Source organism: Kribbella sp. NPDC050459 (genome assembly GCF_040655315.1).
Taxonomy (GTDB): domain Bacteria; phylum Actinomycetota; class Actinomycetes; order Propionibacteriales; family Kribbellaceae; genus Kribbella.
The window spans coordinates 119,922-143,251 of the sequence record NZ_JBFAJQ010000021.1; the positions used below are offsets into that span (position 1 = coordinate 119,922).

At 69.2% G+C, this 23,330-nt stretch carries 19 protein-coding genes; 3 read left to right on the forward strand and 16 right to left on the reverse strand.

From position 1 onward, the window contains the following. The first annotated feature begins 58 nt into the window (after nucleotides 1-58). On the forward strand, nucleotides 59-880 hold the full coding sequence (locus AB0I12_RS40910) for a helix-turn-helix transcriptional regulator (RefSeq protein WP_359941350.1): 822 nt from the start codon (nucleotides 59-61) through the stop codon (nucleotides 878-880). On the opposite strand, the gene AB0I12_RS40915 is transcribed toward AB0I12_RS40910, so the two are convergent. Beyond that, nucleotides 877-1,812: a hypothetical protein gene (locus AB0I12_RS40915; RefSeq protein WP_359941353.1), complete on the reverse strand. Its 936-nt coding sequence runs from the start codon at nucleotides 1,810-1,812 to the stop codon at nucleotides 877-879. The two genes, AB0I12_RS40910 and AB0I12_RS40915, sit on opposite strands and share 4 nt — an antisense overlap. After that, on the reverse strand, nucleotides 1,805-2,782 hold the full coding sequence (locus AB0I12_RS40920; protein WP_359941355.1) for a hypothetical protein: 978 nt from the start codon (nucleotides 2,780-2,782) through the stop codon (nucleotides 1,805-1,807). The genes AB0I12_RS40915 and AB0I12_RS40920 overlap by 8 nt, the downstream gene beginning before the upstream one ends. 150 nt (nucleotides 2,783-2,932) lie before the next feature. On the opposite strand from AB0I12_RS40920, the gene AB0I12_RS40925 reads away from it, so the two are divergent. Beyond that, nucleotides 2,933-4,825 carry a CocE/NonD family hydrolase gene (locus tag AB0I12_RS40925; protein WP_359941358.1) on the forward strand — a complete coding sequence of 631 codons (1,893 nt, stop codon included), beginning with the start codon at nucleotides 2,933-2,935 and terminating at the stop codon, nucleotides 4,823-4,825. Between the two features lie 126 nt (nucleotides 4,826-4,951). On the opposite strand, the gene AB0I12_RS40930 is transcribed toward AB0I12_RS40925, so the two are convergent. Genes AB0I12_RS40930 through AB0I12_RS40995 form a run of 14 tightly spaced genes read right to left on the reverse strand, consistent with a single transcriptional unit; the run spans nucleotide 4,952 to nucleotide 21,032 of the window. Then, nucleotides 4,952-6,109 (reverse strand): glycosyltransferase, encoded by a 1,158-nt coding sequence (locus AB0I12_RS40930; protein ID WP_359941361.1) that lies wholly within the window; start codon nucleotides 6,107-6,109, stop codon nucleotides 4,952-4,954. Continuing rightward, a complete protein-coding gene (locus tag AB0I12_RS40935) occupies nucleotides 6,110-8,743 on the reverse strand; it encodes a glycosyltransferase (protein WP_359941364.1) in 2,634 nt (877 codons plus the stop codon). Beyond that, nucleotides 8,740-10,041, reverse strand: coding sequence for a nucleotide sugar dehydrogenase (locus AB0I12_RS40940; protein ID WP_359941367.1), 1,302 nt, complete (start codon nucleotides 10,039-10,041; stop codon nucleotides 8,740-8,742). Before AB0I12_RS40940 ends, AB0I12_RS40935 begins: the two co-directional genes overlap by 4 nt. Nucleotides 10,042-10,066: 25 nt before the next feature. After that, entirely contained in the window at nucleotides 10,067-11,272 is a 1,206-nt protein-coding gene (locus AB0I12_RS40945) for an acyltransferase (RefSeq protein WP_359941370.1), read from the reverse strand. A gap of 4 nt (nucleotides 11,273-11,276) precedes the next feature. Next, on the reverse strand, nucleotides 11,277-12,329 hold the full coding sequence (gene wecB / locus AB0I12_RS40950) for a UDP-N-acetylglucosamine 2-epimerase (non-hydrolyzing) (protein WP_359941373.1): 1,053 nt from the start codon (nucleotides 12,327-12,329) through the stop codon (nucleotides 11,277-11,279). 2 nt (nucleotides 12,330-12,331) lie between these two features. Then, nucleotides 12,332-13,333 carry a Gfo/Idh/MocA family oxidoreductase gene (locus AB0I12_RS40955; RefSeq protein ID WP_131292813.1) on the reverse strand — a complete coding sequence of 334 codons (1,002 nt, stop codon included), beginning with the start codon at nucleotides 13,331-13,333 and terminating at the stop codon, nucleotides 12,332-12,334. A gap of 2 nt (nucleotides 13,334-13,335) precedes the next feature. Continuing rightward, on the reverse strand, nucleotides 13,336-14,427 hold the full coding sequence (locus tag AB0I12_RS40960) for a DegT/DnrJ/EryC1/StrS family aminotransferase (RefSeq protein WP_359941398.1): 1,092 nt from the start codon (nucleotides 14,425-14,427) through the stop codon (nucleotides 13,336-13,338). Next, entirely contained in the window at nucleotides 14,424-15,059 is a 636-nt protein-coding gene (locus AB0I12_RS40965; RefSeq protein WP_355700999.1) for an acyltransferase, read from the reverse strand. Before AB0I12_RS40965 ends, AB0I12_RS40960 begins: the two co-directional genes overlap by 4 nt. Beyond that, complete coding sequence (locus tag AB0I12_RS40970; protein WP_359941377.1) at nucleotides 15,032-16,219, reverse strand: hypothetical protein; 1,188 nt, start codon at nucleotides 16,217-16,219, stop codon at nucleotides 15,032-15,034. The genes AB0I12_RS40965 and AB0I12_RS40970 overlap by 28 nt, the downstream gene beginning before the upstream one ends. Nucleotides 16,220-16,230: 11 nt before the next feature. Beyond that, complete coding sequence (locus AB0I12_RS40975) at nucleotides 16,231-16,947, reverse strand: hypothetical protein (protein WP_359941380.1); 717 nt, start codon at nucleotides 16,945-16,947, stop codon at nucleotides 16,231-16,233. Further along, the gene (locus AB0I12_RS40980) at nucleotides 16,944-18,266 is read right to left on the reverse strand and encodes a glycosyltransferase (RefSeq protein WP_359941383.1); all 1,323 of its coding nucleotides are present in this window, start codon (nucleotides 18,264-18,266) and stop codon (nucleotides 16,944-16,946) included. The genes AB0I12_RS40975 and AB0I12_RS40980 overlap by 4 nt, the downstream gene beginning before the upstream one ends. Beyond that, on the reverse strand, nucleotides 18,263-19,357 hold the full coding sequence (locus tag AB0I12_RS40985; protein ID WP_359941386.1) for a glycosyltransferase: 1,095 nt from the start codon (nucleotides 19,355-19,357) through the stop codon (nucleotides 18,263-18,265). The genes AB0I12_RS40980 and AB0I12_RS40985 overlap by 4 nt, the downstream gene beginning before the upstream one ends. A 3-nt stretch (nucleotides 19,358-19,360) precedes the next feature. After that, nucleotides 19,361-20,149 carry an ABC transporter ATP-binding protein gene (locus AB0I12_RS40990; protein ID WP_355700994.1) on the reverse strand — a complete coding sequence of 263 codons (789 nt, stop codon included), beginning with the start codon at nucleotides 20,147-20,149 and terminating at the stop codon, nucleotides 19,361-19,363. Between the two features lie 16 nt (nucleotides 20,150-20,165). Further along, nucleotides 20,166-21,032, reverse strand: coding sequence for an ABC transporter permease (locus AB0I12_RS40995; RefSeq protein ID WP_359941389.1), 867 nt, complete (start codon nucleotides 21,030-21,032; stop codon nucleotides 20,166-20,168). A gap of 1,188 nt (nucleotides 21,033-22,220) precedes the next feature. Here AB0I12_RS40995 and AB0I12_RS41000 point away from each other — a divergent pair. Continuing rightward, nucleotides 22,221-23,210: a helix-turn-helix domain-containing protein gene (locus tag AB0I12_RS41000; protein WP_355700992.1), complete on the forward strand. Its 990-nt coding sequence runs from the start codon at nucleotides 22,221-22,223 to the stop codon at nucleotides 23,208-23,210. Nucleotides 23,211-23,330 lie beyond the last annotated feature (120 nt).

Genomic DNA, 23,330 nt, shown 5'->3' on the forward strand with positions numbered 1-23,330 from the left:
AGATCCGCTTCGACCCTAGGTCCGGCAGTACCACCCAGGCGGCGGGGATACTGGGCGGGTGAGCGCGAGACCGCAACTGGGAGAGTTCCTGCAGAGCCGACGGGCCCGGGTACGGCCCGAGGACGTCGGGTTGCGGCCCGGCCGGGACCGGCGGGTGTCCGGTTTGCGCCGTGAGGAGGTCGCGCTGCTCGCCAACGTGAGCGTCGACTACTACGTACGGCTCGAGCAGGGGCGCGCCGGGAACCCGTCGACGGCTGTGCTGACCGCGGTGGCCGACGCGCTGCGGATGGATGATGCGGAGCGGGACCATTTGCGGCTGCTCGCCTGCGCGGCGCCGCCCGTCGTACCGCCGAAGGCCGGGGTCCGCCCGCAGTTGAAGGCGATGCTCGATGCGATGCAGGGCGTGCCGGCGCTCGTCGTCGACCGGCTGAGCAATGTCCTCGCGTGGAACGCGGCGGCATGCGAGGTGGTCGCGGACTTCGAGAACCCCCAGCAGCGGAATCTCGCTCGTGTCTACTTCCTCGATCCCACCTCTCGGGAGTATTACGCGGACTGGCCGACCGTGGCGCAGGACGCGGTCGCGCTGCTTCGGCGGGCATCGGCCGAGTACGCCGACGACACGGAACTGGCGGCGCTCGTCGCGGAACTCCGCGCCGCCAGCCCCGACTTCGAGCGGTTCTGGATCTCCCAGAACGTCCAGAACCGCTCGCACTGCCCGAAGACGGTGAACCACCCGGTCGCCGGGCAGCTGACCTTCTCGCTGGAGTCGCTCCAACTCCCCGGCGACGGCCAGTACGTCCTCACCTACACCCCCGCCGACGCCGCGACGCGAGAGCGCCTCGCGGCGTTGGGGAGTCGACCGCTGTCCGGCCGGTCCTAGTCGCCGTTCGCGACGTCGTACTCGGGGTGGGTCTGGACCCAGCGGAAGTACACCGGGTCGTCGAAGGTGGCGGGCACCTTGCCGCGGGACTGAATCACAGTGGACAGACCGTTCGCGTGTCCGACGGCGTACAGGTAGGCGCTCTTGGTGTCCTTGTCGATGCCGAGCAGCAGCGTGCCGTTCTTGCCGCACGCGGCCGCGGAGAGGGTCTCGAAGACCTGCCACGTCCGAGTCCGGACGGGGGTGACGACCGGCTTCGACGATGCACTCACCGGCATCCGGATCGTGTACAGAGCGCCGCCCCGCGTATTGGCGAGGAATGTCTCGTACGTCGGTGTCTTCGCGATCAGCGTCATCGACTTGACCGCGGCGAACCCGGCGTACGAACCGGCGGCCCGCCAGGCGCCGTTGCTGATCGTCCAGCGGTAGAGCCTGCCGTCGTCGCGGAGCGCGTAGGCGGTCTCGCGGTGGAGCGTGCTGGGGTACGGCGCCTGGTACACCGACACCTCGAGTGACCTGAACGGGCTCCAGCCGCCCCCGACGCGACGCAACTCGGGCGTACCGATGAGCTTGCCGTTCGCATCGGAGACGTAGCTGCTCCAATAGAGCGAGTCAGCGGCCACGACGTACCCGGAGCTCGTCATCGAACCTCCCGCGTTCGGGAGGCGCGACTGGCGCGCACTGAGCCGGATCTGCCCAGGCTTGTAGGGAGCAGTGATGACGTCGTTGACGACCGAGATTCGCGCGATCGCGTGAATCCCCAGCGATCGGTGCCCGCCGGCCGGCGTCACGGACCCGAGCCAGATCGAACAGGGCACCACCGCATTCGTCGCCACCGGCTTCCCGCTCGCCGGCAGCACGGTTCCCAAGGCGAACATCGCGGCACACGCCAGACCTGCGCCGCGCCGCAACACCGAGATCACGTCAGTCACCGTTCGCGACGTCGTAGACCGGGATCGGGACCCAGCGGAAGTCGACCGGGTCGTCGAACGTTCCCGGGACCTGGCCGCGCGACTGGATCACCGTCGACAGGCCGTTCGCGTGCCCGACGGCGTACAGGTAGCCCTTCTTGGTGTCCTTGTCGATGCCGAGCAGCAGCGTGCCGTACTGACCGCAGCCCATTGCAGACAGCGTCTCGAAGCCCTGCCAGCTGCGGGTCCGGACCGGCTTGACGACCGGCTTCGCCGAGCCGACCGGGATCCGGATCGTGTACAGCGCCCCGCCCCGGGTGTTCGCCAGGAAGGTGTCGTACGTCGGGGTCTTGGCGATCAGCGTCATCGTCTTGACCGCCGAGAAGCCCGGGTACGATCCCGTGGACCGCCAGCCGCTGGTGCCGGTGTTCCACCGGAACAGCACGCCGTCGTTGCGCAGCGCGTAATTCGTCGAGCGGTAGATCTTGTTCTTCACGCTGTCCGGGCTCTCGTAGTCCGCGGACTCGAGGAACCGGAAGCTGCTCCAGCCGCCGCCGATCCGCTTCAGGAACTTGTTGTCGACGGTTCCGTCCTCGTACTCCTGATACCCGCTGAGGTAGAGCCCGTCGCCGATCACGACGTACCCGTAGCGGTCGGTGCCGGAGATGTCCGGCTCGATGGTCTGCCGGGCGCTCAGCCGAACCTGGCCCGGCTGGTACACCCCGTCCGTCTTCCAATCGTCCGGCACTGTTGGCGGGACGGTGGCGGTCGGGTCGGTGAAGTGGTGCCCGCCGGCGGCGTTGACCCCGCCGTGCCAAACGAAACACGCCGCGGCCTGCGCCGCGGTGATCGTCCTGCTGGTGCCGGGCACCTTGGCGCCGGGCTTGGTCGGGTCGGGCTTGGCCGTCCCTTGGGCGTGCGCGGCGGCCGGCATCAGTGCGGTCAACGCGAGTACGGCGCTCCCGGCAAGGGCAGTGAGTCGTGGATTCATGTCGCCCCCTCTCAGAACTCTTGATACGAGGTGGACACAGAAAGTTGCGGGTGAAGTATTACCCGTGCTTGTTCACGAATGGTGAGCGCGCGAGTGAGTTCTGTGCACAAAATAGAGCCTCACCTACCGCCCATAGGGGGAGATCCACCCATGCGCAGAACTCGGTTACGTGCCGGGCTGGCCCTGGTCGTCGCAGCGGTCGTGGCTCCGGCCGCGTCGCTGACCGCCGCCGCAGGACCCACGGCCAAACCCTTCGTCCAGGGCACCGCGACGGTGCCCGCGTACGACTACGACAACGCGATCCACGAGCGCGTGCAGGTCGACGTACCCAAGCTCGACGGGGACGCGAACGGTGTCACCGACCAGATCACCGTCGACATCATCCGGCCGGGCGAGGCGGCCCAGGCCGGCATCGACGTACCGGTGATCATCCAGGCCTCGCCGTACTACGCCGGCGACCCGGCGAGCTACTTCGACGCCACCGGCACCCGGCAGGTGTTCGGGAGCTGGCTGGACAACTACTTCGTGCCGCGCGGGTACGCCGTCGCGTTCGTCGACATGCCCGGCACCTTCCGCTCCACCGGGTGCAGCGACGTCGGCGCCGACCTCGAGGTGCTCGGCACCAAGGCAGTCATCGACTGGCTGAACAACCGCACCACCGGACACACACCGGACGGCGGCGCCGCCAAGGCCGACTGGTCGACCGGCAAGGCCGGCATGATCGGCGTGTCCTGGAACGGGACGATCGCGAACTCGGTCGCCGGTACCGGCGTTCGCGGGCTGGAGACGATCGTGCCGATCGCCGCCATCTCCAGCTGGTACGACTACACGCGCGGCTTCGGTGTGCCGTTCTACGACGAGTACATGGGCTTCTTGCACGACTACGTCAGCAACGACGCGTCGCCGCGGTGCGTCGAGATGACCAACGAGATCGAGCAGGACTCCGACACCCGCACTGGCTCGTACAGCAGCTGGTGGGCCCCGCGGAACTACCGGCTCGACGCGTCGAACGTCCGGGCGAGCGTGTACGTCGTCCACGGGCTCGGCGACGAGAACGTGAAGACCCGGCAGTTCGGCGAGTGGTGGGACGAGCTCGCGCAGCGGAACGTGCCACGGAAGATCTTCCTGCACCAGGGCGTGCACCTGGACGGGTTCAGCTTCCGCGACGAGTGGGTGAACAAGCTGCACCCGTGGTTCGACTACTGGCTGCAGGGCCTGCAGAACGGCGTGATGGACACGCCGCAGGCCACGATCCAGCGTGAGGACGGCTCGTTCGTGGACGAGGCCCGCTGGCCGGCGGTCGGCGCTCGCCCGATGACGTTGCAACTCAGCAAGCTGTCCGGTGCCAGCGGCCCGGTCAGCTTCACCGGGACGGACAAGGAGTCGGCGGACACCGTCGTCCTCGATCCGACGGCCGCGCGGACCGATCGGGCGGTGTTCCTCAGTGACGAGTTGAGCAAGGCCGTCCGGGTCAGCGGCACCGGGAAGGTGTCGGTGCGGGTCAAGGTCAACAAGGTTGCCGCAGGCATCAAAGCGCGGCTGGTCGACTACGGTACGGCGAACCGGTACGTGAACGTCACGAACGTCCCGGACACGCGTGTCTGCTGGGGTGACGGGAACGCGCTCGACACCGGGTGCTACGCGGACACGCAGATCAACACCGCTGTCTCGGACACGTCCGTCGTCGTCCGGACGCTGGCCGATGTCGGGCACTACAAATCCCTGTACACCAAGGAATCGCTGCGGTCGGACCGTTGGTACGACCTGTCGTTCGAACTGAACGCCGACGACGTGGTGTTCGCGGCCGGGCACCGCCTCGGCCTGGTGCTGACGGTCGAGCCGGACAACCCGTCCGTACCGTTCACCGGCGCGACGATCACCCTCGACCCGACCCGCTCGTCCCTCACCCTCCCCCTCACGAGCTACACCTCATCCCTCCAAACAGCCGAGCAAGCCCGAGTCCCCTCAACCCGCCTGGCCCAGCCAGAACCGGAGAAGAACCCGGCCAAGCTGATGCAACAGATGGTCGAAGCCTCCCGGTAAACCACATTTGCCTGGTTGACCAGTCACATGCGGGGTTTGCCACCCGGAATCAGGGTGGCAAACCCCCAACCCGGCTGGTCAACCAGCCAAATTGTCTGGGGCTCGGCGGCGAGGGCGCGGTCCGCGTTAGGCGGCGAGGTCTGCGTAGGCGGCGACCAGGGTGGTTGCGTCTTGTTCCCAGTTGAGTTCGGTGGCGGCTGAGCGGACGCCGTCGGTGTAGGTGGTGTAGTTGTCGATGACCGAGCGGACGGCGGTGGCCAGGGACTCCGCGTTTCCGGGCTCGTACAGGCCGCCCAGCTTGTACTGGGTCACGACCGCGCGGAGTTCGGGGAGGTCGGCGGCGACCACCGGCACGCCGGCGCGGACGGCGTGGAAGAGCTTGTTGGGAAGGGCGAGGCGGTGGTTCTCGCAGGTGTTCGTCAGCGTGACGAGCGAGATGCCGTACGAGCGCAGCGTGTCGTCGACCTCGTCGATCGAGCGCTCCGCGACGGTCTCCACCGGCCCCAGATCCAAGCGATAGTTGGGATCCACCGACCCCATCAGCACCGTGCGGAACGGCGCCAGCTGACGAGCCGCCGCCACCACGGTCGGCAGGTCCCGCCCAGCTCCGACGCGTCCGGCGTACAGCAACCCCTCGGGCTTCGAAGGCGCAGCCGGTACGTCGTCCGCGCGTGGGAACGTGTTCCGTACGACGCGCACGTCCGACAGACCGCGCGAACGCAACCGCGCGGCGATCCCGTCCGACACGGTGAAGACCACCCGCGCACGAGACGCCAGCGAGACCTCGTGTCGCCGCCCACGCGCACGCCACAACGGCGTCGGCCGTCCGGGCAAAGCGCGATCGAACCACAGCTCATGACTGTCGTACACGAGCGAGGCAGACCATCGCGAGGCGTACTCCGCGGCGAGCTCCAGCGTGTTGAAGTCGTGCGCGTGCACGACGTCGACCGGACCGGCCGCAGCCACCAACGGCGCCGCGGCGGTGCGCCACTGCGTCTCGGTGCGCAACCGGTGCTCGGGCAGCAGCAGCCACCGCCCGAACCGTTTCGCCAGCACCTTCGGACCGGTGTGCCCGTGCCCGACCGTGAGCCCGCCGTTCCCGGTCCGGAGACCGGAAGAGCGGGAGACCGACGCCACCGTGATCCCGGGGCCCACCTCGAAGCCTTCCGGAACGTCGCGGCCGATCACGTGCAGCGTGTGACCGGCCGCGGCGAGCGCCGTCGCCTCCCGCAGGATCCGCGAGTCCCCGGCGATCGGGGACTGCGCGATCATCAGAATCCGCACTTACTCGCTCTCGTCCTCGGCGTTGTCGAGGCTGAGCTCGTTGTTCAGGAACGGCAGCAGCACCTCGACCGACTTCCGCCCGTCGTGCAGGTCGCGGACGAACGACGGTCCCGCGTCGGCGATCTTGCGGGCGGTGTCGCGCTCGGCGACCAGCCGCTCGATCACCTCGGCCAGGTCGTCCGGGTTCGCCTCGGCGATCGGCAGGTCGGTCGGCAGCAGGTCCCGGACCGGGTCCGCAATGTGCCCGACGGTGACCCGGCCGGCCGCCATCGCCTCGCACGCGAACACGCCGTACGAACCGAGCAGCAACTGGTCGACCACGATGTCGGCGCTCTTCACCATCTCGGCGAGCTCCGCGTGCGGAACACCCTGGACGCGGTTGTACTTGATCAGCCCGCGCGCATCCAGATCGGTCAGCACCGGGTCGACGTACGCCGAGCCCTTCAGCGCGGACGCCGACGGCGCGTGCAGCACCACCGGGACCTCACGCTCGAGCACCGGCTGGGTCGACACGAAGCCCTCGACGTCGACGGCCAGCGGCAACCAGATGCCGTTGTCGACGAACTCGAGCAGGTCCGGCGTCGTGACGAAGACCGGCCCCTGATAGCCCTCGAGGTGGTGCCGCATCAGGTTGTTCGCGGCCTGCAGGCGCACCGTCAGCTCGTCGTCCGGGTCGCGGAACGGCGAGTAGCGGTACTGCTCGCGGTGCTGGGCGGGATCGCGGATCTCCGACCCGTGGAACACCAGGCCGTGCTTGATGCCGGCCTGGTCGAGCATCGGGACGTCGGTCGTCCACATCTGCCCGCGCTGCTGACCGAACATCGGCCGGCCCGCCTCGAACAGCACGTGGGTGACCTCGCGCAACGCGTACGCCGTGAGCTCCAGCTGCCAGCGCAGATCCGACCGGTACTGGCGGTAGGTGCCCGTGCGGTGCACGCGGAAGTCGAACGCCCCGCTGCCCGTGGTGAGCGACTCCGCCTTGATGTCCGGCACCTCGCGCTCCAGCGCGGTCGCCCACAACCACGCCTGGCCCGCACTGTTGACCGGCCCGAGCAGCAGGTGCCGCCCGGTCTTCGTGATCTTGCCGCCCGGCCGCGTGATCTCGAGCTGCCGCCCGGTCAGCTCGCCGTACAGCGCGCGCAGCTTGGTCGCCTGCCCGGCCCAGGACACCTCTTGCTGGTACGCCGGATCGGCGACCCGCTCGCGGTAGGCGTCCAGGTCGCCGAGCACCGTCCGGACCTTCGACGCCAGATCGTGCGCGTCGGCCGCGGTGAAGACCTCGCCGATCCGGGTGCGGTCGACGAACTCCTTCATGCTCGGCATGTCGCTGACCACCACCGGCAGCCCGGCGAAGGCGTACTCGAACAGCTTGTTCGGCAGCGCCATCTCGTGGCTCGGGTAGCGCAGGATCGGGATCAGCCCGACGTCCGCGGTGCGCAGGAACGCGACCACCTCGTCCGGCTTCACCGGGTCCAGGCAGTGCAGGCGGTCCTGCACCTCCAGCTGCACGGCCTGCGCCTGCAGCTCGCGAACCGCGTCCGTCGCCACACCAGGCACACACACGACGGCCAGATGCGCGTCCGGCAGGTCCACGAGCGCCTGGACGGCGGTGTGGATGCCGCGCGCCCGCGTGACGCCGCCGCTGTAGACGAGCAGCGGTACGTCGGACGCGAGGCCGATCTGGCTGCGAATGTCGGACACCTCGACCGACACGTCAGCAGGGTTCGGCGTGTTCATCACCACGGTCGGCTCGTCGCGCAGCTTGTGCTCGCGCTGCAAGCGGGTTGCGATCGCCGGGCTGACGGTGATCACCCGGTCCGCCTGACCGATGTACTCGCGCTCGTGGTTGGCCCAGGCCGCGATCGACCGCCGGGTCCGGGCGCCGTACTGCGAGAGGCCGGCGACGTACTCGTGCGCGTCGTACACGACCTTCAGCGAGCGGCCGCGGAGCTTCGCCCGGCCGGCGGCGCGGGTCGCGACGCCGATCACGTGCATGTCGTGCGCGTGCACGACGTCCGGCTCCAGACGGTCGATCAGGTCGCCGAACGCGATCTCCAGGTCCAGCGCCTCCGGGTGCAGCTTGCGCCACGGCGCCGGCCACGGCAGCCGGTGCAGCACGCCGTCGTACGCCCGCCAGCTGAACTTGAACGGGACGTCCGCCTTGTTGCCGACGCCCTTGCGCACCCAGGTCGCCCGCTCGGCGGCCTTCCAGCGCGCACGCCGGACCAGCCGGGTGGCGACGCCGGCCTTGAACTTGAGCGGATTCCCCTGCCCCGCCTTGGCCCGCGCGATCGCGTGCCCGGAGTCGGCCTTGAGCTCCTTGAGCTCGGCCGCGATCCGCTGGCTCCGCGCCACGTAGGACGCGCGGTACCGGTACCCCACCAGCGGCGGCCGCCAGTTGCGGCGCGCCGTACGGCTTCGTTTCCGTTCCTCACGCAGTGCGAAAGGCACCGCCACCCGGACGATCAGCGCACCGTCGAGCATCTCCCTCGACGGGAGGCCGCTGGCCGAGACCCCGAGCACAGTCACCTCTGCTCCGGTCTCGGCCAGTGCTGCGGCCTCTTTGCGGACCCGGCTGTCGTTGGTGACGTCGTTGGCGACCATCATCACGACCCGCAGGCCGGCATCTGTCACTGGCTGACCGACCTTCCGATCACAATCCTCCGCACGCCCGCCCACTTGGCCGCGTCGGTGCGGTCCCGGCCGTCGACGAGCACCTTGACACCCGGCAGGTCCGCCGGGCCCAGCTGCGCGTACTCCGCGTGGTCCGCCTGCAGCACTGCCGCGTCCACCGGCGCGCCCAGCGTGTACGGCGTGAAGCCGAGACCCTGGAGTTCCTCGTCGGTGTACATCGGGTCGTGCACGGACACCTCGGCGCCGCGCGCCTTCAGCGCCTCCACGGCCGGGAAGACCCCGGAGAACGCCGTCTCCTTGACCCCACCACGGTACGACGCGCCGAGCACGACGACCTTCGCGCCCTTGAGGTCGCCGAACGCGCCCTCGAGCAGACCGATCGTGTAGTCGGGCATGCCGGCGTTCGCCTCGCGGGCGGCCCGGACGACAGTGGCGTCGGGGTCGGTGTACAGGTACAGCCGCGGGTAGACCGGGATGCAGTGCCCGCCGACCGCGATGCCCGGACGGTGGATGTGGCTGTAGGGCTGCGAGTTCGACGCCTCGATGACGGCGTGCACGTCGATACCGTTCTGGCCGGCGAACCGGGCGAACTGGTTCGCCAGGCCGATGTTCACGTCCCGGTAGGTGGTCTCGGCGAGCTTCGCCAGCTCGGCCGCCTCGGCCGAACCGAGGTCCCAGACGCCGTTCGCGCGCTCCAGGTCGGGGCGCTCGTCGAAGTCCAGCACGGCCTCGTAGAACGCGGTGGCGCGCTTCGCGCCCTCCTCGGACAGACCGCCGACCAGCTTGGGGTACTTGCGCAGGTCCGCGAAGACCCGGCCGGTGAGCACCCGCTCCGGCGAGAACACCAGGTGGAAGTCGGTGCCCTCGGTCAGGCCGGAGATCTCCTCGATCATCGGCTTCCAGCGGCCGCGGGTGGTGCCGACCGGCAGGGTGGTCTCGTAGCTGACCAGGGTGCCCGGGGTGAGGTGCTCGGCCAGCGAACGGGTCGCGTTCTCCATCCAGCCGAACTCCGGCTGACCGGTCTGCTCGTCCACGAACAGCGGCACGACCACGACGACCGCGTCGCTGTTCGGGATCGCGTCCGCGTAGTCCGTGGTCGCCCGCAGGCGGCCGTCGGCCACGGACTCGGAGAGCAGCTCCTGCAGGTGGGCCTCACCCGGGAACGGCTCCTGGCCGGCGTTCACCAGCTCGACGAACTTCTCGTTGATGTCGACGCCGACGACCTGATGGCCCTTGGCCGCGAACTGGACCGCCAGCGGCAGTCCGATCTTGCCTAAGGCAACTACACTGACACGCACAGCAACTCCACTAGGTTGTGATTCTTCATCGGGGGCCTCGGAGCTTCCGTTCCAGCGGGTGCTCCACGAGCTCGTAGAGCAGCGCCGAGGCGAAGATCGAGAGGGCACAGACACCGGCGTACCAGGTCAGGTTGGACCAGCCGATCGGGCCGGCGATCCCGTGGTACTCCTTGATCGCATACATGATCGTGGCGTGCACCAGGTAGAACGCGTACGACCACTGGCCGAGCTTGACCAGCGGCTTGCTGCGCAGCAGCGACCGGCCGCCGCGCATGTCGCGGGCCGCGACCGCGAGGATCAGGAAGCCGTACAGCAGCGTCAGGACTTCCTTCTGGCACAGGCCCATCGTGACCGCGCCCGGGACCTTCGTCGGGTGCAGACCCGAGTAGTACAGGAGGTACAGTCCGCCGGCGGTGACCAGGAACGCGAACCAGACCGGGATCCGCGGCTTCCAGCCGGTTCGCAGCGCGATCGCCAGGCCGATGCCGAACAGGAACGCCACCGAGTGCAGCACCGGCTGCGGCAGCACCGGTACGGCGTCCTTGTAGTGGAACAGCGCCAGCCGGTACGCGCCGCCGGCGACGATCACCGCGACGCACAGGACCAGACCGCCGACGGTCTTCAGCCGCTGCGTGGCCCGCCAGACGAACGGGAAGTACGCGTAGAAGAACGCCTCCACCGACAGTGTCCAGCCCGCCGGGTTGCCGCCGTACAGGACCGTCGGGTTGTTCGACCAGCCCTGCAGCAGGAGCCCGGACAGCACCAGCACGGTCACCGAGACCGGCTTGATCCAGGACATCCCGGCCGGCGGCTCGAACCGGTAGAAGACGAAGATCGCCGCGACCAGCGTGAGGAAGTACAGCGGGAAGATCCGCGCGAACCGGCGCCGGTAGAAGGTGCTGATCTTCGTGCCCGGCCGGGACGACCAGGTGAGCACGAATCCGGACAGCACGAAGAAGAACGTGACGCCGGAGGTGCCGTACTTCAAGAATTTCCAGATCGGCAGCGGCGCCAGCTGGGTCATGTGGTGGCAGAACACGAAGAAGGCCGCCCACCAGCGCAGACCGGTGAGCGACTCGACTCGTGGCAACCTCCCACTGGGGGCGGCCGGCGGTGCGGCCTCCCCCGGGAAGGCACTGACCGGCGCGCCGGGAGGTGGGGTCCCGACATCGGCCGACCCAGGGGCGTCCTGGGTCGGCGGTGTCTGGTTCTCTTCGGCGGCCTTTGTCATGTGGTTACTCCGCGAGAGTGGCGACGACACGCTCCGCAGCGTGTCCGTCGCCGTACGGCATCGGGCGGTCCCCCGTGGGCGCCGGCCGGGCGGCCAACTGGGGCAGCTTACTCACGTCGGATGTCAACACGTTCCATCCGTCGTCCAGCGTCTCGACCCACTCGGTCTCGGTGCGCAGCGTGGTGCACACCCGGCCGAGCAGGAAGGCCTCCTTCTGCAGGCCCCCGGAGTCGGTCACCACACCGGCCGAACCGAGCACGGCCTGGACCATCTCGGGGTAGGCCAGCGGCTCGCGGACGTGCAGCGAACCGTCCGGACGCTCGAGCTTGATGCCGTGCTCGGCGCACTTCGCGACCAGGCGCGGGTGGGCGAGCAGCAGCACCGGAGTACCGGTCGCGGCGAGACCGTCGACGATCGCGGCCAGCCGCTCCGGGTCGTCGGTGTTCTCGGCCCGGTGGATCGTCGAGACGACGTACTCCCCGCGCTTGAACGGCCCGCCGAGCTCCTTGTCCTTGACCGCGTCGCGGACCCGGAAGCACACGTCCGTCATGACGTCGCCGACGAGCCGCGACTTGCCCGCCAGACCCTCGGTGGCCAGGTGGTCCATCGCCACCTGGGTCGGGGCCAGCAGCAGGTCCGCCGCGTGGTCGGTGAGCACCCGGTTGTGCTCCTCCGGCATCAGCCGGTTGAACGAGCGCAGCCCGGCCTCGAGGTGCGCGACCGGCAGGTGCATCTTGACCGCGGACAGCGCGCCGGCGAGCGTCGAGTTGGTGTCGCCGTACACCAGCACCCAGTCCGGCTTGTGCTCGTCCAGGACGGCATCCATCGCGGCCAGCATCGCGCCGGTCTGGACACCGTGGCTGCCGGACCCGACGCCCAGGTGGACGTCCGGGTCCGGGATCCGCAGGTCGGCGAAGAACACGTCGGACATGTTCTTGTCGTAGTGCTGCCCGGTGTGCACGATCACGTGCTGGTGCTCGGTGGCGGCAAAAGCCTCCGCCACCGGCGCCAGCTTCACGAACTGCGGGCGGGCACCGACAACGCTCAGAACCTTCATGACTACAGGGTCTCCCCGGCGACAGCGACAGTCCGGTCCTCGGTCGCCGACTGCAGAACGGCCTCGGCCACCCGGACGGTGGTCAGACCCTGCTGCAGCGTGACGATGTCGGCCTCCTTGCCGAGCACCGCGTCGCGGAACTGCTCGTGCTCGGTCTTCAGCGGCTCGGGCTTGCTGATCGCGTACCGGACCATGTCGCCCTCGCTGACACCGCGGAAGTGCGCGACGTCGTCCCACGCGGTCTGCACGGTGCCGTTGGCGTGGAAGGTCAGGTCGGCGGTCAGGGTGTCGGCGATGAACGCGCCCTTCTCACCGGTGACGACGGTGAGCCGCTCCTTCATCGGGGACAGCCAGTTGACCAGGTGGCTGGTGACGGTGCCGTTGGCCAGCTTGCCGGTCACCGCGATCAGGTCCTCGTACTGCCGGCCGGACTTGTGGGCGCTCTGCGCGGCCACCGTGACGAACGGCGACTGCGTCACCCACGCGGTCAGGTCGATGTCGTGGGTGGCCAGGTCGAGCACCACGCCGACGTCGGCGATCCGGGCCGGGAACGGGCCCTGGCGGCGGGTGGTGATCTGGTAGATGTCGCCCAGCTCGCCGGCCTCCAGCCGCACCCGCAGCGCCTGCAGCGCCGGGTTGTACCGCTCGATGTGGCCGACCGCGCCGACCAGGCCGGCCGCCTCGAACGCCTTCGCGATCTCGGTCGCCTCGGCCGAGGAACCGGCCAGCGGCTTCTCGATCATCGCGTGCACGCCGGCCTCGGCCAGCGCCTTCGCGATCTCGGCGTGGTACTGCGTCGGCACCGCGACCATGCAGTAGTCGATCTTCTCGGCGATCAGCTGCTCGATGTTCTCGTGCACCGGACGACCGCCGGCGACGCCGAACTTGTCACCGCCCGGGTCGGCGACCGCGACCAGGTCGACGCCCTCGAGGGACGCCAGCACCCGGGCGTGGTGCCGGCCCATCATGCCCAGGCCGATCAGGCCCGCACGCAGGTTCGCCATGCTCACGCACCCGCCTTCGCCACGGTGTTCACCGCGGCCACGATCCGGTTCAGGTCTTCCTCGGACAGCGAGGGGTGGACCGGCAGCGAGAGCACCTCGGCCGCGGCCTTCTCGGTCTCCGGCAGGTCCAGCTCACGCTGGAACGAGGGGAGCCGGTGGTTCGGGATCGGGTAGTAGACGCCGCAGCCGACGCCGTACTCGGTCCGCAGCGCGTTCGCGAAGCCGTCGCGGTCCTCGGTCACGCGGATCGTGTACTGGTGGTACACGTGGCTGGCCTCGGCGGCGACCGCCGGGACGCCGACACCGGCGAGGTTCGCGTCCAGGAAGGCCGCGTTCTCCTGCCGCTGCTTGGTCCAGCCGCCGATCTTGGTGAGCTGCACGCGGCCGATCGCGGCGTGCAGGTCGGTCATCCGGTTGTTCAGGCCGACGACCTCGTTCTCGTACTGCTTGAGCATGCCCTGGTTGCGGAACAGCCGCATCCGGCGCTCGAGGTCGGCGTTCGCGACCGAGTTCATGCCGCCCTCGCCGGACGTCATGTTCTTGGTCGGGTACAGGCTGAACATCGCGAACTCGCCGAAGGTACCGACCGGCGCGCCGTTCCAGGTGGCGCCGTGGGCCTGCGCGGCGTCCTCGTAGATCTGGATGCCGTGCTTGTCGGCGATCTCCTGCAGCGCGGTCATGTTCGCCGGGTGACCGAACAGGTGCACCGGCATGACGGCCTTGGTCTTCTCGGTGATCGCGGCCTCGACGGCCTGCGGGTCCAGGCAGAAGTACGTCGGCTCGATGTCGGCGAACACCGGGGTGGCGCCGGTCAGCGCGACGCTGTTCGCGGTCGCGGCGAAGGTGAAGGACGGGACGATGACCTCGTCACCCGGACCGACACCGGCGGCCAGCAGGCCCAGGTGCAGACCCGAGGTGCCCGAGTTGGTCGCGACGCACGCCCGGCCGGAGACCAGCGCTGCGCCGAACTCCTGCTCGAACGCCGCAACCTCGGGGCCCTGCGCCAGCATCCCGGACTGCATGACCCGGTCGACGGCTTCGCGCTCCTCCTTCCCGATGATCGGCTTCGCGGCCGGAATCGGCTGCACCATCAGTTCTCCTCCTGGTTTTCTCCGGCCGGCCGCAGCCGTCCGTCGGTTTCGATGTACATCTCGCCCGTGTTCGGGCACTTCCACTCGCCGTTCCCGACGTCGAGCAGCGGCACCCCGGCCTTGCCGACCCACTTGAGCCGGCGCGCCGGGACCCCGGCGACCAGCGCGAAGTCTGGCACGTCCTTGGTCACCACCGCACCCGCGGCGACCGTGGCCCAGCGGCCGATGGTGACCGGCGCCACGCACACGCTGCGCGCTCCGAGCGAGCAGCCTTCCTTCATCGTCACCCCGACCGGTTCCCAGTCGTGCCCGCTCTTCGGCGACCCGTCCGGGTTCACCGCGCGCGGGAAGTAGTCGTTGGTGAGCACCACCGCCGGGCCGATGAACACGCCGTCCTCGAGGGACGCGGGCTCGTACACCAGGGCGTAGTTCTGGATCTTGCAGTTGTCGCCCATCCGGACCCCGGTCCCGACGTAGGCGCCGCGGCCGACGATGCAGTTCTCGCCGAGAACCGCGTTCTCGCGGATCTGGGCCAGGTGCCACACCGACGAACCGTCGCCGATCTGGGCGCTGTCGTCGACGTCGGCGGATGGCGCGATGCGGGCCGTCACAGGGTCTCCTTCTTGGTGAGCCAACTACTCAGTACTTCGGCCGAGCGGCGTCCGTCGTGCAACTCCGCCACGAACTCCGGGCCGGCGGCCGCCCGCTCGGCGGCGGCGTCACGATCCGCGATCAGACCGCAGACGACATCACCCAGGGTGTCGGGATCCGCCTCCACGATCGGCACCTCTCGCCCGGCCAGACTACGCACCCGGTGGCGCACGGCGTCACCGACGTACGAAACCACGATGCGCCCGGCGGCCAGGGCCTCCGCGGCCGCCACGCCGTACAGGCCGATCCGGAGCTGGTCGACCACGATGTCGGCATCGCCGATCACGCTCGGCATCCGCTCGTGCGGTACGCCGGTGATCCGCCGGTACTCGATCCGGCCGCTCTCGTGCAGCTGGGTGAGCACGGCGTCGATCTCCTGCGTGCCCTTGAGTTTCGCGTTCGACGGGACGTGCGCGACGACCGGCTTCGCGCCCGCGAACAGCGGCTGCGCGGCCTGCTGCCAGGGCGCCGGGTCGATCGCGACCGGCAGCCAGGTGGCATCCGGTACGTCGTCCAGCAGGTCGACCGTGGACACGAAGACCGGGAGCTGCAGCGACGCGACCAGCTCGGCGTGCCGGCGGGCCTGCGGCTCGAGGCGCTCGGTCAGCTCGTCGCCCGGGGTGAACGGCGACCAGCGCTCGCGCTTCGCGTGCCGACTCGGCAGCCGGATGTCAGAGCCGTGGAACAGCAGCGAAACGTTGATGCCGCGCGCGACCATCGCCTCGATGTCGGCGGAGGCGTCCGAGAAGCCGCGGGCGCCGAACAGCGGACGCAGCGACTCGACCATCACATGCGTGTAGTTCTCGACGACGTACTTCTGCTGGGCACGCTGCCAGCGCGGCTGGCCGAACCAGGCCAGCGGCACGCCGTAGTCGCTCTTGAACGCGAACTGGCCCTTACGGTGCAGGGCGAACGAGACGGCGTCGACGTCCGGCAGGGTCTTCGCGGCCTGGGACCAGGTGTGCCCCTGACCGGCGGAGTTGGTCGGTCCGACCAACATCCGCACCGGCGTCGTCGCTACCGGCGGGAAGGCCGGCAGCTGCGCGTACGAGTACCGCAGGCCCCGAAGACGCCGCCGGACCGCTCCCGCGGTCCGGGCCAACGGCGCCGGCAGGTGCTCGCGGATCGCACGCGTCACCGTCACTGTGTCACCCATTACGTAGTCGGGGCCTTCATCATGTCGAGCTCGCGGCGGGCGGCCGGCAGACCCAGCACCACCGGGGTGCTGGCCTTGCGCTGGCCGAGGTTCCAGCCGGCCCAGATCGCGCCGGCGTCCAGGGCGATCACGACGTCGGCCTGGTCGATGGTCGTCAGCACGTCGCGACGGCTGAGCACCCGCTCCCAGTAGGTCTTGCCGAGATCCTTGTTCGCGCGGTTCCCACTCAGGAACTTCACCGGCGCGGAGGTCTTGATTGCCTTCGGCAACATCCTGCCCGCCACCTTGCGCGCCTTCCGGGCCCGCCACTCCACGGCCTTCACGACCCGCTTGGCCCCGGTAGGCCGCGGCTTCGCCGCAGCAGGCGGAGGCGTGGCCGAAGCCGCGCCGGCAGCGGCGACCTCGGCGGCGGCCGGGGCGACCTTGGCCTCGTCGGCGACGACGGTCTCGGGGGCTGCGACTGCTTCCGGCGCGATGACGGCGTCCGGGGCGGCGTCGGTCGGCTCGGCGGCCGGCTCGGGCTCGGGGGCCGGCTGGGCCGGCATCCGGCCGGGGCCGATCAGCGTGAACGTGTTGACCTTGTCGGCCACCCACGCCGACGGCGCGACCCAGCCGACGACGTCGATGGTGACGTTCTGGTCGCCGAGGTCCTCGCGCACCTGGTCGAAGTACGTGGGCGGCAGCCGCCGCGTCGACAGCAGTACGACGTTGCTCATGCCGCCACTCCCTTCACACTCGCAGCCAGCGCCTCGATCCGCGGATCCAGCTGTAGGTCCCGCCGGTACGACGCACCGAACTCCCGCGCCTTCGCCCGGATCCCCTCATCGGCGGTGCGCGCCGCGTGCGCCGCCTCGATCAGCGCCGCCGCGATCGCCTCCGGGGTCACGTCCGCGACCGGGAACCACAGCGGGTGCCCGCGCAGGACGTCGGACGCCGCGTTCTCCGGGTCGTGCACCGACACCACCGGCAGCCCGGTCGCGAGGTACTCGAACACCTTGCCGCTGGTCACGTACCGCCCCTTGCCCAGCATCAGCAGCTGCGCGTCGAACTCGTCGTACGCCTTGGCGATCTCGGCCTTACCGACCGGACCCTCGTAGCTGACCCCGGCGTCGGCGGCGCTGTTGATCGTCGCGAGCATGTCGGCCCGCGGCTGCGCGTAGTACCCGAGGTAGCCGTGGATCTTCGCCTTCGCGCCGGCCAGCTCCTCGGACTGCTCCTTGGCGAGCTGCCAGCCCTCGACGAACTCCTTCAGCGGCACCTTCGGCGACACCGTGCCGACGTACCCGAAGACGAGCGGCCGGTCGGTGACCGCGCCGCGGTCCTGGGTGTCCGGCACCAGGTCCGGATCGAAGCCGTTGGCGACGGTGTGCATCTTGCCGGCGTGCGCCGGGTAGAGCTTCTCGTGCCAGTCCTTGATCGGGTCGTTGACGAACCAGACCTCGCGAGCGGACTCGACGAGCTTCTTCTCCCACTTGGCCGCACGGCTGTTCGGCTCGTGCAGCCGGTCGCCGGTGAAGACGTCCAGCAGCCAGGCGTCGCGGTAGTCCATGACGTACGGCACCTGGAACTTCTTGTGCAGGTGGTACGCCGCGGTGAACGCGACGTGCGGGTTCGCGGTGGCAACCGTGAGGTCGACCTTGTGCGCCTTGTGGATCTGCTCCGCGGCCTTCTCGATCACCGAGCGCCAGGGCCCGTACCCGCTCTCCGGGAACGGGATCTGGTCCTGCTTGGTGCGCCACTTGCTCCACAGCTTCGGGTTCTGCGCCCGGCGCTTGGACCACTTGCGCAGATCGGCCTCGAGGATCGGCCACTCGAACGGGACCCGGACGACCTCGACGGACGGGTCGACCCGCTCCTCGAGGGTCAGGTCCGCGCCGGTGAAGCGGAAGAACGTGTCGCGGTCGGCCGTCAGCACGGTCACCTTCCAGCCGAGCGCGGCGAACCGGTTGGCCGTGGCCAGGGCCCGGTAGACACCGCCGCCACGGCAGGGCGGGAAGCCCCAGGCGACGTACAACAGGTGTGGGCGGTCGGTCATGCAGTTCCTCTTAAGAGATTGAGAATTGCGTCGGCCAGGTCGTCGTACGGCGTGTTCGTGGGCAGATGGTCGGCCGCCCATTGCAGCGCGTGGTCGCGCAGTTTCTCCAGCTCACCGGGATCCGCGGACCAGCGCCGCAGGGTCTCGGACGCCTCCGCCACCGAGTCCACCAGTACTCCGCCACCGGACTCCTCGATCACCTTCGACTGCCGGGGCAGGCGGGTGGACAGCACGGGAAGGCCGCTGGCGAGGTACTCGTAGATCTTGGACGGCATCGCCTCCACGAACGCGGGGGTGGGCTGGAGCATGGCCAGGCCCGTCCAGGCACCGTGCGCGATCCGCCAGGCGTCGGCAGGCGGCTGGCGCCCGTGCAACCGGACCCGGCCGTCCAGGTCCGGCTGCGTGATGCGGGATTCGAGCCGGTCCCGGTCCGCCTGCGCGACCGGGCCGACCAGGTCGAGAGACCAGTCCGGCGCCGCGGCGACGGTCTCGACCATGTCGAACAGACCCCGGCTGGCGCGCAGGTCCCCGACGTACACCGCGCGCGGTGTGCCGATCGGCGGGGACGGGGCCAGGAAGCCGTGGTCCGGGAGGTTCTGCACCACCAGGCGGTGCTTGGCCTGGTGCGGGGCGAGGTGCGAGTCGGCGACCACGGTGAGATCGGCGCGCGCGGCCAGCTTCGACCCGGCGCGGACGATCAGCCGGGCCGGCAGTCCCGCCGGCCCCTGCGCCCAGGCGCGATCGGCGAGCAGCCGCTCGTAGTCCTCGTGCACGTCGACGACGAACTTGCGCCGCCGCATAGTGGTGACCAGCCGGGTGACCGGGATCATGTCCGGGTCGACCGTCATCACCACCTTGGCCTTGGTCCGCCAGGGCAGGACGGCGGTCCGCGCCAGCCGCTGCACCATGTTGCCGCGCGGCCCGGCGTGCACGACCGCGCCGGCCGGTCCGCCCTCGGCATCACCGAGGCCCCACAGCTCGACCGTGAGGTCGCGGTGCTGCAGGGCCGCGGTGATCTTGTGCAGGCGCGCATCGGCCACGTCGTGGCCGGTCGTGATGATCCCCACGTCCGGCGCGGTGCTGCGTGACATTGGTCAGAGGTCCTCGAGTGAGACAGCTTCTGCTTCGCCGACCTGCAGGAACTTCGTGTAGGCCTGGATGACCTCGTTGGGCTCGCCGCGCATCATCAGCTTGCCCTTGTGCAGCCAGATGCAGTCATTGCACAGCTCGCGGACGCTGCTCATCGCGTGGCTGACCAGGAACATGGTCCGGCTGTTGGTGACCAGCTCGGTCATCTTCGCCGCGGCCTTGGTCTTGAACGACGCGTCACCGGCGGACAGCGCCTCGTCGATCAGCAGGATGTCCGGGTCCATGTGCACCGCGACGGAGAACGCCAGCCGGCTGAACATGCCGGACGAGTACGTCCGCATCGGCATCTCCATGAAGTCGCCGAGCTCGGCGAAGTCCGCGATCTCCTCGTACTTCGCCTCGATCTCCTTGCGGCTCAGACCGGACGCGAGACCGCCGAGGACGACGTTCTCCCGGCCGGACAGCGCGGCGTTGAAGCCGACGCCCAGTGCCAGCAGCGTGGACACCCGGCCGTGCACCTCGATCCGGCCCGACGTCGGCGGCAGGATGCCGGCGATCGACCGCATCAGCGTCGACTTGCCGGCGCCGTTCGCGCCGATGATGCCGATCGTGGTGCCGTGGTCGACGTCGAAGGACACGTTCTGGACGGCCTTGACCTCGCGCACCGCGCGCTCGCCGCGGCCGAGCCGGACGATCGCACTCTTGAACGTCGGCACCCGCTCGAACGTGGTCCGGTAGGTGATCGAGACGTCCTGCACCTTGACGGCCGGAATGCCCGTCGGGGTCTTCTGCATGGGCTTCTTCTCGGTCTCAGAGACGGACAACGAACTCACGCTCCCTCGACATGAAGAACAACGAGCCGACCACGAAGGCCAGAATCGCCCAGAACCCGGCGCCGGCCCACATCTGCCACTTCGGGATGTCGCCGCGGACCAGCAGGTCGGTCCACCCGCCGATCAGCGAGTAGAGCGGGTTGTACTGGATGAAGCCCTTGAACTTCGCCGGGGCCTGCTCGGCGAACCACAGCACGGGCGACAGGTACAGCCAGATCCGCACGAAGTACGGCAGGAAGCTGGTGGTGTCGCGGAAGTAGACCTGCAGGGCCGCGAAGATCATGCCCATGCCGGCGGCGAACACCGTCAGCATGATCAGGAACGCCGGGGCCAGCAGCATCTGCCACTTCAGCGGTTGCCGCATGGCGACGTGGATGATCAGGTACACCGCGAGGGTCGGCAGGAAGCGGAAGAACGCCGTCCTGACCGCCGACAGCGGCAGCAGCATCCGCGGGAACGACATGTTCATCAGCAGCTTGCCGCCGCCGACCACGCTCGCCGCACCGGCCGTCATCGCACCGGAGAAGTAATAGAAAGCGAAGAGACCGCCGCACATGTGCGCGAACCGCTCGGCCGCGTCCACCTTGGTACCGCCGCCGGCGATGATGTCGACCAGCAGGTAGTACACCGCGGCCAGGAGCAGCGGGTTCAGGACCAGCCACACCTGTCCGAAGAAGGTGTTCGTGTTGGCCGCCCGGATGTTCGTCCGGGACATCTCCGCCGCGAACTCCCGCCGCTGCCACAGCGCCTTGAAGTACGGGCGCAGTGCCGGCAGTCCGACCTTGTGTGGTTCGTACACGTGCACCGACGGGTTGAACTCCTCGTCGACGCTAGTCGCGTTCATTCAGGCGATGCCTCTCTCTGCCGGAAAGTTGGATCCACAATGGCCGATCACCTGGGTTTCGGCGGTTGCCGCCCGGGGTACGGCGACGTGCCACGCGGACCGGGAAGCAGAGTAGCGGATCGGCACGGACGCCGACGACACAGCGGTCCTCCTTAGTGAGCAACGACGTACGGACGGCTACCAAACGTCGTACCCCGCTGCGTCCACAACACCTGCGTCGTCCTTCGCCGATCGTTATCCGGAATATACATTTGACAGCCAGCGACGACCAAAACGCCTTGCGGGCAAGAGGTCTCGGCGGGACCTCTTTGGTCAAATCGCCGTCAATTCACGATGTACGACGCTACCCACCCGCGCCAAGTTGGCGTGACCTGTCCCACCAGGACAGACAGTCACCGATGAGACCCCAGGAAGTGCCTTCCGGCAGCGGACGTGTCACGCAACAGCACGTCCGCCCTCCCCATGGACAGCCTCACCATCCACGGAGTACCCGTCGGCACCTCCCGGGGTTCCACCGTCGATCCGGTCCGGTGCCCGCGGTGGGCGGATGCGGACATGTCCGGATCGACCGGCACGATGACCAGGGCGGCGGTCATCGCACCTAGGGCTTGGGAAGCAAGCCCTTTAGTCCGTCCCCAGAGGTGCTGCGTACGCCGGCAGGTGCGCGCAGCAGGTGTGGGGGCGGACCGGAGACCGGAGCAGGACAGCGCACGCCGGGAAACCCGGGCGCTGGGGACGGCAGCCACGACGCGAGGGGCGGCGGTACACGGCGGAACCGGTCGCATCGGGCACTCCTCCTCATCGGCCTCACGATTGGAGATGCCACAGTTTGTACACCCTCCGGCACAGCGGGTGATGGCACGGAAGTGCGAGGGCACCGATGCGCCGGGATCGAGACCCAACCGAAACAGGCTCCGCTGACGAGACAGCCAACTCGGGCCAGAATTGGAACAGCAGCCCGGCGGCGCTCAGGTGGTCCGTCGCCGGGCTGCTGGACCTCAATTCTCGCTCACGACTGCGCGGAAATGGTGGCCAGATGGTGACACGGCACAAGAATGCTGACAGGACAACAAATATCGCTGCGTGTTTACACGTCGACACGGACCGTGCCGACGGCGCTGGAACGCCCCGTCTACGCTGGAGGGGCGGTTGCGGACGGTGACAGCAGTCGGAAGGGAGGGCGGCGTTGTGAGCGCAGCGGACACGGAGCGTGTCGGTCATCTGAGGGTGCTCGGGCTCAACGACGACGAGATCAGGGTCTACCAGCATCTGCTGCGGACCGGCCCGTCGTCGATCACCGAGCTGGACGACGCGGTTCCCGACCGGGAGCGTTCGATCGACTCCGCCCTCGGCGGACTCGTGCAGGCCGGCCTGGCCCGCCGGTCCGGCTCGGACCACTCCCGGTACCTGCCGGTCCCGCCGGACGCGGGCCTGGAGGCGATGACGCTGCGCCGCGAGTCCGAGCTCAAGCAGGCCCGGATCGAGGTCCTGAACGCGTACGACGAGTTCCGCCGGACCGTGCACAACGAGTCGACGACGCACCTGATCGAGGTGGTCACAGGCAGCGCGATCGTCGAGCGGATCCACCAGATCAAGGGCGGCGTCCAGCGCGAGATCCTGGCGATCGACTCCCCGCCGTACTACATCGGCGGCCCGAACCAGGAGGAGATCGACCAGCTCAAGAGGGGCGTCTCGTACCGGGTCGTTTACTCGCCGGAGTCGGTCGAGGTGCCCGGCTACCTGACCGAGAACATCCTCCCGTGCGTGGAGGCGGGTGAGCAGGCGCGGGTGCTGCCCGACGTACCGGCGAAGCTGACGATCATCGACGGCTCGATCGCGTTCGTGTCGATGTCGGCGCGCGACACCGACGTGAACCGGTCGCTGCTGATCATCCGGCCGAGCAGCCTGCTGACCGCGCTGATCGGCATGTTCGAGCTGTGCTGGCGCAACGCGCTGCCGCTGCACGCGTCGGTCGGTGCGGAGGACGACCGCCTGGAGCCGATCGAGCGCCGTCTGCTCGCCCTGCTGGCCACCGGCGCCGCGGACGACACGATCGCCCGCACGCTGGGCATCAGCCGCCGCACCTTCTTCCGGTACCTGGAGCGCCTCATGAACCGCACAGGCGCCAGCACCCGCTTCCAGCTGGCCCTCCACGCCGCCCGCGAGAACTGGCTCTGAGGAACGCAGAAGGGCCCGCACACGCTGGGCGGGTTCACGCGGTCCTCGCAACACCTCGAGTTGAGGAGTTGCGGGGACCGTGTCGTTGTCGGAGGAGTTGGGGTGTCTGCTGAGGCTGGT

What these genes read in the sequence shown, in the direction of transcription:
- AB0I12_RS40945 (WP_359941370.1), bottom strand. Translation starts at nt 11,272, where the DNA reads ATGACAAAGGCCGCCGAAGAGAACCAGACACCGCCGACCCAGGACGCC.
- AB0I12_RS40995 (WP_359941389.1), bottom strand. Translation starts at nt 21,032, where the DNA reads ATGAACGCGACTAGCGTCGACGAGGAGTTCAACCCGTCGGTGCACGTG.
- AB0I12_RS40990 (WP_355700994.1), bottom strand. Translation starts at nt 20,149, where the DNA reads ATGCAGAAGACCCCGACGGGCATTCCGGCCGTCAAGGTGCAGGACGTC.
- AB0I12_RS40975 (WP_359941380.1), bottom strand. Translation starts at nt 16,947, where the DNA reads ATGAGCAACGTCGTACTGCTGTCGACGCGGCGGCTGCCGCCCACGTAC.
- wecB (WP_359941373.1), bottom strand. Translation starts at nt 12,329, where the DNA reads ATGAAGGTTCTGAGCGTTGTCGGTGCCCGCCCGCAGTTCGTGAAGCTG.
- AB0I12_RS40955 (WP_131292813.1), bottom strand. Translation starts at nt 13,333, where the DNA reads ATGGCGAACCTGCGTGCGGGCCTGATCGGCCTGGGCATGATGGGCCGG.
- AB0I12_RS40925 (WP_359941358.1), top strand. Translation starts at nt 2,933, where the DNA reads ATGCGCAGAACTCGGTTACGTGCCGGGCTGGCCCTGGTCGTCGCAGCG.
- AB0I12_RS40920 (WP_359941355.1), bottom strand. Translation starts at nt 2,782, where the DNA reads ATGAATCCACGACTCACTGCCCTTGCCGGGAGCGCCGTACTCGCGTTG.
- AB0I12_RS40985 (WP_359941386.1), bottom strand. Translation starts at nt 19,357, where the DNA reads ATGTCACGCAGCACCGCGCCGGACGTGGGGATCATCACGACCGGCCAC.
- AB0I12_RS40980 (WP_359941383.1), bottom strand. Translation starts at nt 18,266, where the DNA reads ATGACCGACCGCCCACACCTGTTGTACGTCGCCTGGGGCTTCCCGCCC.